The following is an 11,461-nucleotide window of genomic DNA, read 5'->3' as shown; positions in this document are numbered from 1 at the left end:
TTACGCCAGGAAGTTAGCGAACTGCCAAGGGTCTGAATGGTCGTATTCGCGACCGTTCCAGGGACCGTAGAGATCGTTGCGATATTTCAGTGGATCCCAATCGGCAGGTTCTGAATGGAATTCGCCCCAGTATTTCTCTGCGTAAGCAAGAACTTCATCCCATGGGAGATCATCCGGAACCATGAGTCCTTGATCAGGATTCTTCATTGCCCATGCAACGGCGGCGTAAACGGCGCTGGCAACTTGGACAGTGGTGGCAGATTGGTGCGGAATCATCTTCCGTGAATCATGAATGCTCAGCAGCGACCCCGTCCACCATGATTTATATGGATGACCCATGAGAAGAACACCGAGGCGATCTTCGCCGTCGATGATTTCATCGTTCATGATCCGTTGGTTCTCTTGAAGATCCCATTGGCGCATTTCAAGTTCGCGCATTGAGGCAATGGCAGCATCGGCTGGGCAGTACGCGTAGTGCACTGTTGGGCGATAGACGGCGGTGTCGCCATCCCACACAGTTAAATGATCTGAAATCGTAAAGGCCTCACCATGTCGAACAAGCAGTCCGGTGGTTTCAGAATTCGGAACCCATGAACGAACCCAGGTTGTCGCTCCAGGTTGGGCGATTGCAATCTGATTCTTCGGTCCATCTTCATGCCGGTAGGCATTTTTTGGAAGATTCTTCTCGTGTGTGCCCCAGCCCAATTCCGCAGGTGCGATACCTTCTTCGTAGAATCCTTCAACGCTCCAGGTATTTACAAACTCGCCAACAAGCTTTGGTTTATCGGCGACCTGAGTGTCGCGTTCGGCGATATGAATGACTTTAACGCCGAGTTTCTGCGCAAGAACCGGAAAGTTCTTTTCGGCAAGCGCGTCTTCGACACCTTCTCCAGCCAATCCATCTTTGAGTGCACGAGTGGCAATATCCACGAGCGCTCGCTTTGTCAGGTGTGATACCAATCCCGGGTTTGCACCATGTTCAACAATGGCGGTCGGACCCTTCTTCGTCCAACGCGCTTTCATCTCACGAATACGCATATGTCGGACGTACAAAGTGCGCGACTGAACGCTTCGCTCAGGTCCACCAGAATAAGGCTCCCACTCCTCCAGAGAGGTGTTGACGTAAATCACACCGTGGTCATGAGCCCACTGGATCATTTCATTTGCATCGATGTTCCAAGCTAGGTCGAGTAAGAAGTCACCTTCTGAGAGATAGCGACTTAGGAACTCATCCAAATTTTCCTGCGTAAGTTGATCCTGAAAATATGTGGCGCCTTGGTCTATCGCGCCTTGCACACGTGATCTATTGTCTCTTTGATCCACGATCGTCATCTGTTTTGCTTCCACTAAATGTTCGAGAAGTAGCGGGATTGCGCATTGGGCTACCGAGCCGGCGCCGAGAACAAGAATTCGATTGTGGAAGGATGCGGACAATTAGACCTCTTCTGCGAGCCTGTATGAAAGTGGAGCGGCATCGCGCCTTAAATCATAGGCTAAAAATTCAGAACTCTTTCCTCGCATGGTCCGCAGCCGACTCAGACCAGACTCCGGCACCCTGGCGCTTGGCTTCATACATCGCTCTATCTGCGCGGCGTAGGAGGTCTGGCGCACCGTCATTGCCTACATGTCCCACGCTCACACCCACGTGGATTTCGCGGTCCGCAATGGAGAACGGATAACTCAAGGTGGCCCGCAAAGCGTGGGCTACCTCAAAGGTTTCGGCGAAATTGCCGCGCACGATGGCGCCAAATTCATCTCCACCAAGTCTGGCTAAAAGGGCGCCTTGTGGCAAGGCTCGGGTAAATCTGAGCGAGACTTCCTTAAGAAGTTGATCGCCGATTTCATGGCCGTACAAGTCGTTGATCGGTTTAAACCCATCTAGGTCAAGTAGAAGGAGCGCGCCTTCTACTTCGGAGTTTTTTGTGAGTGCTCCAAGTTCTGCGATGAACCTTCTCCGATTGGGCAAGTTTGTAAGGTCGTCGGTGCGAGCCAGAACCCTCTCTTCGCCGATAGATCGGGCCTGTCGCAGAGCGATCATCATTCGCACAAAGGCCAAGATTAAAGTCGCGATTGTTGGAATCAAAATGAACTCTGGGAAATAGCCGGGACGTAGCGATGTAATCGATAAGAGTGTTGCGCTCATCATCACTGAGAGCGCTACAAAGAGCGGATGAATTGTTCCGATGAGCGCTCGCTCGGTTCCGCGAAAGCGCATGCCTAGAGCAAGCAGGACGATTCCCAAGAGCCACAAATCATCCGTGAGCGCTCCCAATGAATATCGGTGATTCACGTTGAGCCAGAGAAAGAGAAAATCTGAAATTAGAAAAATCGCTATTCCAGCGGTGATGAGTGCGCTTCGCGGAGTCGGTGGGGAGATGAGCGTGAGCGCCAGAACGAGGGCAACTAGGACCAAGTCGGCGATCGGGAAGAGAATCGCGACGAAGGTCTGTGCGAGGTCCTCTTGAGAGTAAGGAAGGACGGGTTCGATAAGAAAAGCTGCACCGATTGCGCTCAGACCGAGTCCCAAAATGGTGGCGTCGAGAATTTCTAGTGATCCGAGTTTTCCGCAAGCTCGTAACGTTCGTGGTATTCCAATAAAAGCGCAGGGATAAAAGAGCAGATAGAAGGTATTGGCAAGCGCAGAATGAATTCGTGGGGAACTGAAGAATTCGTTGTAGGTGGAGAGTATCGAACCGATGCTCCAGAAAACTATTGCTGCACCAAGCGTGACTCTCGCGATTTGATCGTCGAATGTCCGGGAGGTGAAGATTGAGAATGCTGCCCAGAGAGAGATCGCGTGAAAGAGAATGAGGTCAATGAAAAAATTGGAGCCTGGAATCGCGATTCGTAAGAGTACGTGAATGGCCAGCAACGTTGGTGCCAGGATCCTATTTATCCGCACCATTGACATGAAGTTAAGGCAGGTCACCAGTACCAATAAATAGGGCTAGCCATAGACCGAGCCTCTCCGCTCGATCTATGGCTAGTCGCTAATTACTGTGTGTGGGTTTTACATGCCCTTCTGGCAGACCAGTCCGCGCATGGAGAGGGATTGCGCTACCCCAGCCTTGGCCTGTGCAATCGAGTCGACCGTTGAAGCACGAGTGGTCTGCATTGTCGTGACGCTTGTACCGACCTTGCGTAGGGAGAGAGCTGCGGTGGTATTGGAACGAATTGCGGAATTAATAGAACGTATGGCGGCGGCATAACTAGCAAGTGCCTCTGTCTTTTTAGCCGAGGTTGTTCCATCTGCTGCGAGCTTGTCTCGCGCCGCGGTGAATTCAGCGAGTTTGGCAGTCCAGATGACACTCTGAGCATCCAAGGAGTCGGCTTTCGCATTCGCTTCAGCGACCTTTACCTGTTCTGCCGCGATCTTGGCGTCGAGTGCGGCCAGAGTGGCGGGGAGATTTTTAACCAAGGCTAGGTAGGTGGTGTTCTGCCTAACGTAAATAGTATTTGTCTTGAGGCAATCCAGAGAGACCCAGGTCAGTTTCTTCGCTTTTTTGACTACCGGATTCTTGGTGCACTTATAAATGTAGCCACCGGACTTGGCCTTGGCGTTTAGCGTCTTGCAAGCGACGCCATTGCTGATCGTTGCTGCATTGGCAGAAGCGGTGACCAGAGATCCAGCCAGAAGGAAGCCAAGAACAGATGCAGTAATTATTTTGCGAAACATAATAACCTCCAGAGAATGTGGACTCATCGTAGCCAATCCGCAACAGGGTCAGAAGCCTAAAGCCAGTCATTTATGAAATTCACCGAGAAATGACAGGAACGCGGTTATTTCTTGCTCTTTTTGGGCTTCATATTGATTCTAAATTTGCGGATGAGGGGTCGGGGCGCAGAACGGGCGAGGGTCGCAAATATTGCGTACTGCCATCCTGGCACAGAGATGGCTTTTCCGGCGCGGGCATCTGACCAAGCTTTGGCTGCAACTTTCTCAGCCTTCAACCACATGAAATCAGGAAGTCCAGACATGTGCATTTTGCCCCGGTCGTGGAATTCAGTCCGTGTGTATCCAGGGCAGAGTGCAAGAACTTTCACATTCGATGTTGAGAGTTCCGAGTGAATTGATTCGCTAAGAACGGTGAGGTACGACTTCGCTGCGCTGTAAGAACCCCCTGCGACCCAACCGGCAACGGATGAGACATTGATGATGATTCCTGAATTGCGTTCTTTCATGGAAGGAAGCGCTGCGTGCATAAGCCTCATTGGCGTTTTCGCGAGTACATCCAAGAGTTCTTGCTCCGCTGAGACATCGCTGGCGAGAAAACTTTTCTTGATTCCAAAACCAGCATTGTTGACAAGCACATCAATTGGGTTGGATTTATCTTTCACTCTTTCCTCAACACGTTTGAGGTCATCTGGGATGGTTAGGTCGGCGCGGAGAACTTCGAAATTGATTCCATGTTCACTTTGCAATCGCCGTCCGAGTTCGGTGAGTCTCTCTTCGTCGCGCGCAACCAGAACCAAGTCATAGCCTTCTTTTGCCAGAAGGTCTGCAAAGCAGGCACCAATGCCGGCGCTTGCTCCGGTGACTAGTGCTGCTCTATTCATCATGTGCGCTCCCTTTCGGTGATACTCGCAGTTCGCCTGGAGCTCCGATTGGCACAATCGGGTGGAGAGGTTTTACTGGATCAAGACGACGATAATTCTCCGACTGTAGAGGGCGCAAGTCTTTTTCGCCTCTATTTGGCCAGAATGAAAGCGCCCTTTCTGCCTGCGCCGTGATTGTTAGAGCCGGATTTACGCCCAAATTGGCAGTGATTGTCGAACCATCAATCACGTGAAGCGAGGTGTAATTCCATACTCGGTGGTAAGGGTCCACAACTCCTTTTTCTGGCGATTCACCAATAACAACTCCACCAACAAAATGGGCAGTAAAGGGAGCGTCTATGAGATCGCCCAGATGGCCCATGGCAACACCTTTGTATTTCTTCGCGATAGCACGTGCGGTCTCATTTCCCTCAGGAATCCAGGTCGCATTGGGATGTTCGTCGCTATTTTCCGAAGTTAAGCGCCAGCTAAAGCGGCCTTGCTTTCCGCGGACTCTGATCCAAGAATCCACATTTTGCATGACCAACGCGATGACCGTCCGCTCACTCCAGCACCGAACATTAAGCGCTTTAAGAAGTAATGAGGGATTCTTCAGGAATTTGGAGACCCACTGACGTCGACGCGCACCCGATGTTGATCCCTCCGTCATGATTGTTTGAAGCAATCCCATCAAATTACTTCCTTTCCCATATCTCACCGGCTCGATATGCGTCTGCTCATTTGGGAAAAAGGAGGACGTGATTGCTGACCCCTCGCTGAAGTCGATATCAGTATTGGGCATGGTGGCACCAACTAGCGATTCACTGTTTGTTCGAGAAAGATCGCCGAGCCGGTCAGAGAGTTCGGGAAGTATCTGATCTGATTTCATTCGATGGAGCAACTTCTGAGTGTTGTACGTTCCGGCGGCGACAATGACATCGCGGGCGTGGAAGATTCGATTCTTCGATGGGAAAGGTCCGGTTTTTACTGCAGTCACTTTCCAATCTCTATTGACCTGTTCAATTTTTGTCACTGTTGTACGTGGATGAACTGTGACTCCTGCTCGTTCTGCCAATCCGAGATAATTTTTCGGCAGAGTGTTTTTTGCATTGTGTCGGCATCCAGTCATGCATCCACCACATTGGATGCATCCGTTGCGATCAGGTCCGACGCCTCCGAAATACGGATCACTCACCTTCTCTTTACCAAAGAAGATTCCAAGCGGCGCGAGTTGGAAGGTCTCACCGACCCCCATTGCCTCCGCCACATTTTTCATCGCCTGGTCACTCGGAGAGAAGTACGGATTCTGTGTCACTCCAAGCATCCGTCGAGCTTGGTCATAAAATGGATCTAGTTCGCTCTTCCAATCAGTGATCGACGACCATTGGGGATCCGAGAAGTATTTGTCTCCCGGTTGATAAAGAGTGTTTGCATAGATCAGAGATCCGCCACCGACTCCGGCGCCCGCAAGAATGAGCGCATTGGGTAGGTAGTGAATCCTCTGTAGACCGATAAGACCGAGCCGCGGCGCGAAGAGAAATTTATTGAGCCGCCACGACGTTTTGGGGAAATCCTCGTCAGTAAAGCGACGCCCCGCTTCAAGGACAGCAACGCTGTATCCCTTTTCCGCGAGGCGAAGCGCAGCGACGGATCCCGCAAAACCAGAACCTATGATCAGAACGTCATAGGTTTCCTTCATGAGATAAACCTATATCTCGATCTGGCTTGAATCCTCTTCGCGAATCGTCCAACTCGTTCCGTAGGCCTCGAGTAGGTCGAGGAAAGGCTTTGGTTCAAACCATTCTGGACCGTTAACGCCAGATGGCTTCCACACACCCTTATGGATCAACTCCATTGCGATGAGCGGATTCACTGCGGTCTGCCAGACGACAGCCTGATCTCCGTACTCCTTCATCGACCATTCATTGTCAATGACGTTGTAGATGTAGCAAGCGTATGGCTGGCCCTCCTTGTTAAGGCCTTTCACCAAGGTTCCGGCGCAGGTTTTGCCATGCATACGTTCGCCCAACGTTGAAGGATCTGGAAGCGAGGCGGCCAGAAGATCGCGTGGTGAAACCGAGATCCCTTGAACGTCGACGTGCTCTTTCCGATCCATGCCGAGCATATGAATTGTTTTCAAGGTGGTAATAAATTCAGCACCGAGTCCGTATTTAAAGTTAACTTTTTTTGCATCCACTTTCTGTGGAATCAGTACAACTTCTTCGTGCTCAACATTGACGCACTCGACTGGTCCGATCCCTTCTGGGAAATCGAAAACCTCGATTTCGCTAAATGGCGCAGTCGTGTACCAACCGCGACCGTCCTCCCAGACCAAAGGAGGGTTGAGGCATTCTTCAATTGTCGTCCAGATGGAGAAGGAGGGTGCAAAGTCATGACCTTCAACCGTGAGGTTGGAGCCATCGAGGACGGTGATGGAATCAATTCGGCTGAAGAGGAAATCGGAGGCATATCGAGCAAAGACATCACTCATACCAGGCTCAATTCCCATACCGACAAGGGCGTAAATACCGCGCTCACTCCAGTTCCAATCACGGGCAAATTGTTCGTCGCCGAGTTTTACGCCGGTTTCGGTATTTGGGTAGTGAGGATGAGGACGGGATAGTGACATTGCCATGTCGATGTAATTGGTATTTTCAATCTCGCACGCTAGAAAGATCGGCATGACAAATCGTGGATCCACGGCATTGATTACCACGTCGGGGCCCGCTCTGCGGATGAGTTCGCGGATATCTTCCAATTCTGCAGCGTTGACTTGGGCTGCGGAGAATCTGGAATCTTTTACTCGTGCGACGGCTTCTTCTGCGCGGGTCAAGGTCCTGTCGGCTATCACCATCGAGGAGATAAATGACTTTCGAGATGCAATATTTGCAATCGCCCTGCCAACGCCGCCTGCGCCTATAACTAGCGCTTTCATTGTCGGCCTTTCATTCAGTGTATTGAGGTGTTCTATGTGATTCCAATGGTAGTCAATCAGTCTCTATCTGCCAATATGGAGCGTAAAACATTGGCTATCTTCTTCAATGCCAACGAGTACCCTTTGCACTGATCGAAATATCAATAATTCTTAGGTCCTCGTAGCTCAGTGGATAGAGCAACCGCCTCCTAAGCGGTAGGTCGCCGGTCCGACTCCGGCCGAGGACACTTATTTCTAAACTATGGATACATAATCGACAGGCACACCCTCGTGCATCATTGAAGGCAAAGGCAAGTACTACTGAATTATGCGTCCAGGCATGACTCGTGCTGTCGCAAGATTAAGTATCTAGCAAGTAGCAGAGAAACGAAGCAGGGACTGCCCAGGCATCTGATCCAGTTGTGTCCAAAATATTTCGAGTGACCATAAGCCCATCCCATTGAGAAGCATCTATAGTGGCAGCTTCTCCTTTCCACCCGCCGTCTTGGATGTACTTTCCCTCAATCGCTGCACCGTTCAAATGGTGTGATACAAAATCAATCTCTTTCCGAGTTTTACTGGTGAAGTAAAAAATGAAGTCATCCCAGGAAGCATTTGGGAGGTCTGAAATGAGCCTGCGTCTCAACGCCATCCCCACTTGCATTTCCGAAAGGGCCGTTGGGTCAATGTCTTTTCTTTGCGTATTCCTTAAATTTGGTAATCGAGCGATAATCGGATCAATAGCATAAATCTTGTCTTGAGCCAGTGGATTTGGTAGCCAATTTCCAGGTTGTCGTTTGGGGCAGTCCCACAGCAAAAAAGCATCTCTTAAATACTGAAGGTGTCTAACTGCTGTTTCCTTCACAATCCCGACGTCACTGCCGATGCTCGTCAAATTTACAGGCGAGCCCATTCCTTCCCAGAGCCTTTCTTGAAATGCGGTACTCGTTGCCATATCCAGTCTGCTGTTCTTGAAGGCGTCCTTCTGGATTACATCAAAAATGGTTTTGATAAAACTTGAACTTATGGGTTGGCCTGCCTTTGCGCATGCCACTGAAGTTGGGAACCCTCCGTACTGCAAATATGTTTCCCACAATTTAACCAATTCATCCAGCCATGGGATGAGATCGGCAAGGGCCTGCAATGCCCGTGGAGAGCGCAGTTCACCAGGAGCGATACTAGGTCGCGGAGGCAGAGGCGTCTGGGCGAGAAGGCTTACGAAACTTGCAAAGCCCATTGGAAGCATGGTTCGGTCAATATCAACACCAGAGCCTCTTCTTCCAGCAAGGACACCCATCGCTTCGGTGAGCGCGGCCGAATTAGAGCCAGTAATTACTACGGTATCTGCAGCAAACTGAGGGTCATTGTCGCGGAGACCTTTTAGTTCACTGTCCCACTGACCTGATATCGCTGAAGCCTCATCAATGAACCAGTAGCGAGCGCTGTCTTTGGGAATAGGGGGAAGCGTTGTGTTCAGGACGAGGTTCTTCAGATCTTTAGCCGTCCATCCGTCTGCTGACACCCGAATTATGCAATGTTGGGGAACTCCCTTCTCGAGAAGCGCTTTTATCGTTTGCTTGATCGCGACCGTCTTTCCGACCCTTCGTGGCCCGCGAAGTATGTATAAGTTTCCAGTCGCCAAGTCATTCAACACTCCCGAGTTGTAATCGATTCCACTCTGGGCAGCCGCTTTCAAGTCTTTATCAGTTTTATGCCATTCAGGATCACGCCACCAGGGGTTTCCGCTTGTTAACTCTTGATTCTGTAACCCTATTTTCGTGGCCATAGATCTGATTGTACACATATTTATGCTTAGAGCATATGAAAATGTACCCCTAAATTAGATTAGAGACGTATGAAAATATACCCCTAAATTAGATTAGAGACGTATCAAAATGTACCCCTAAATAAGGTGAGATACTTATGAAAATGCACCCCTAGATTATGTTAAAACTTGGAATGAGTTGGCGGCGGCATCGGGATGATGGCACATCTGATATCTGTCTGGATGGTTAATTTGGGGTGTACTAAGGATCTTGGACAAATTGGCCTGCCCTACGTTTTTCAGACACGATGGCCAGCCCTACGTTTTTCAGACACGAGATAGTGGACATCAGGCGGTTTGTTTGCTTTGAGTATGAAGTTGAGGCCATACAGTTTGTGCTCCAAACTGGTCGGCCAGGGGACTTGTCAGCCGAGTTTTGAGCCCCGAGCGTGTCATGGGCCGATTCGGGTTGGGATACTTGACAGGGAGCCGCAGCAGTGGGAATAATCCTATAAACACCGCAATCACCGCAAACGCTGTAATCACCGCAGAAGAGGAATCAAATGGACACTGTAAAGCGCGAGCTATTAGCGAGCAAACTTGCCAAAGCCCTCAACCTTTCCGCTGACACGGTCGGCAGGTACGCGAAGGCTGGCCGCATCCCTTTTGAGAAGACACCAGGCGGGCATCGCCGGTTCAATCTTGGCGAAGTAAGACAAGCCTTGATGGCCTTGGAATCAAGCGGTGTCGAGGACCTGCGTCTTCCTGTTGCGGGCGACCTCAACCCCCTAGCGCTGGGGCCAAAGGTGGTCATTAGTTCATCGGCAAAATTACATGAAAGCCTTCGCGCAACAAGAACGGTGCCCATGAGTGACGACAATGTCGTCGCGGTGCCAGTTCGCGGCACAAGCGCACTTCGTGACATTTTAGAGAACGCACGCCGCATACGGGTAAGTTAATAAAACGGTGCCAAACAAGTCCGGCAAGAATAAATCCGCTCCCGCAAAGGATGAACTGAGCGAGGTCTACGTCAGAGTTGTGTCTGATGTTCAGCAGGGTGACCTGATATCGCTAGGAGCCGTGACACTTGTTGGACGAGGCGCTACTCAAGCCTGGCGAGAAACATCAGAGTACGAAAAGATTCCAACCAACCCAGAGGCGGGCTCTTGGTCCCTCACGATTGACAGTGAAGTGGATTGGTACGCAATCATTAGTCAAGACTGTGACATCGCGAGAACTCCAGACATCGAACCAGCACTCGTAGTCTGTCCGGTCAATTACATCAGTGATGCAAAGTGGGCCGCCCTGCGAGCAGGTGGCACCTCCCCGCGCGAATTCCCACTTCCAGACGGGCGCAAACTCCCTGTGAAGCCCGGCTACAAACCTATTGTAAACCTTCGATTTGTAACGAGCATCGATAAGACCGCCCTCACCGACGGCTCAGTCAAGTTCTTGCGTCCACTTAGCGCACCACAAAGAGCAAGGTTCAGTAGTTGGGTGGGATCTAGGTACTCGCGTGCGCCCCATCCGGATGACCTTGAAAGAGACGTGCTCCCTAGGGTGGCAACACTTCTACAGAAAATGGCAACAGATCTAAATCCGAAAAGCCGCAGTAACCCGGAGTATCGACTTGTTGATGCCGCCGAGAGTTGGTACATCGGTGGCAGTACTAGAAGGGTTGTGTTCGTGATCTTTACGAGTGAATCCTCCGCAAAGAACACAGGGTTATGGGATACAGCGAGCCTGAACTTTGATCTCGCTACCGTGTCTAGTGCAACAAAGCGTCTTGCCTCAAAAATGCTTGCCTCCTTAAAGCCGGGAGGTGGATACACAATCGAGGTGCAAGTCAAGACACTGCGTGGGATATATGCGGCAGATTTTCTTGTCCTCAGCGAGTGGGTAATTGAGGAACCAGGAGACCCCCTCGCTGCCGACTAGACCGAATTTCATGCACCATGACTTGCCGATCTCCCGAAGTTTCGTAACAAAGAGTTGATCATCCGTTTCGCTCAAAATCTCATCAGCAGAACGAGGATTGCCTTCCGCAGAATCGGCCCGAAAAATACTCGATAAATTGAGTCGTAATGTTTAGTTAGTCTCAGTTTTTAGTGGGTCTTTACCTGAAATAGCAACGTACATCGCTAACCCCACCAATCGTTAATGCAACCCCTTGAGGATCATGCGGGGTGAAACAATGGAGCCGTAGTGACGTTTTGGAATGTCTCTACGTGAATGAAAACTGCGAT

Annotated in this window: 9 protein-coding genes and 1 tRNA gene; 3 read left to right on the top strand and 7 right to left on the bottom strand. The window is 50.5% G+C overall.

Translation table 11 applies throughout. The features are described from left to right. The 6 genes from VMW30_01850 to VMW30_01825 form a co-directional block, all read right to left on the bottom strand. Complete coding sequence (locus VMW30_01850; GenBank protein HUW87110.1) at window positions 1-1,434, bottom strand: saccharopine dehydrogenase C-terminal domain-containing protein; 1,434 nt, start codon at window positions 1,432-1,434, stop codon at window positions 1-3. A gap of 67 nt (window positions 1,435-1,501) precedes the next feature. Next, window positions 1,502-2,905 (bottom strand): GGDEF domain-containing protein, encoded by a 1,404-nt coding sequence (locus VMW30_01845; protein ID HUW87109.1) that lies wholly within the window; start codon window positions 2,903-2,905, stop codon window positions 1,502-1,504. Between the two features lie 105 nt (window positions 2,906-3,010). Then, complete coding sequence (locus tag VMW30_01840; protein HUW87108.1) at window positions 3,011-3,676, bottom strand: hypothetical protein; 666 nt, start codon at window positions 3,674-3,676, stop codon at window positions 3,011-3,013. A 104-nt stretch (window positions 3,677-3,780) separates the two neighbouring features. Further along, the gene (locus VMW30_01835) at window positions 3,781-4,560 is read right to left on the bottom strand and encodes an SDR family oxidoreductase (protein HUW87107.1); all 780 of its coding nucleotides are present in this window, start codon (window positions 4,558-4,560) and stop codon (window positions 3,781-3,783) included. Continuing rightward, window positions 4,550-6,235, bottom strand: coding sequence for a GMC family oxidoreductase (locus tag VMW30_01830; GenBank protein HUW87106.1), 1,686 nt, complete (start codon window positions 6,233-6,235; stop codon window positions 4,550-4,552). Before VMW30_01830 ends, VMW30_01835 begins: the two co-directional genes overlap by 11 nt. Before the next feature lie 9 nt (window positions 6,236-6,244). After that, a complete protein-coding gene (locus VMW30_01825; GenBank protein HUW87105.1) occupies window positions 6,245-7,471 on the bottom strand; it encodes a saccharopine dehydrogenase C-terminal domain-containing protein in 1,227 nt (408 codons plus the stop codon). 154 nt (window positions 7,472-7,625) lie between these two features. Here VMW30_01825 and VMW30_01820 point away from each other — a divergent pair. Next, window positions 7,626-7,698 (top strand) — tRNA-Arg (locus tag VMW30_01820). A gap of 113 nt (window positions 7,699-7,811) precedes the next feature. On the opposite strand, the gene VMW30_01815 is transcribed toward VMW30_01820, so the two are convergent. Beyond that, window positions 7,812-9,236 (bottom strand): AAA family ATPase, encoded by a 1,425-nt coding sequence (locus VMW30_01815; protein ID HUW87104.1) that lies wholly within the window; start codon window positions 9,234-9,236, stop codon window positions 7,812-7,814. Between the two features lie 542 nt (window positions 9,237-9,778). Between VMW30_01815 and VMW30_01810 the strand changes: the two genes are divergently transcribed. Next, a complete protein-coding gene (locus tag VMW30_01810) occupies window positions 9,779-10,174 on the top strand; it encodes an excisionase family DNA-binding protein (GenBank protein ID HUW87103.1) in 396 nt (131 codons plus the stop codon). 7 nt (window positions 10,175-10,181) lie between these two features. Further along, the gene (locus tag VMW30_01805) at window positions 10,182-11,153 is read left to right on the top strand and encodes a hypothetical protein (protein ID HUW87102.1); all 972 of its coding nucleotides are present in this window, start codon (window positions 10,182-10,184) and stop codon (window positions 11,151-11,153) included. Window positions 11,154-11,461: the final 308 nt, after the last annotated feature.

Source organism: Candidatus Paceibacterota bacterium, assembly GCA_035530615.1.
In the GTDB taxonomy this organism is placed as follows: Bacteria; Actinomycetota; Actinomycetes; order Nanopelagicales; family Nanopelagicaceae; genus QYPT01.
The sequence above is the reverse complement of the archived record's forward strand: the minus strand, read 5'-3'. Positions and strand labels throughout refer to the sequence as shown.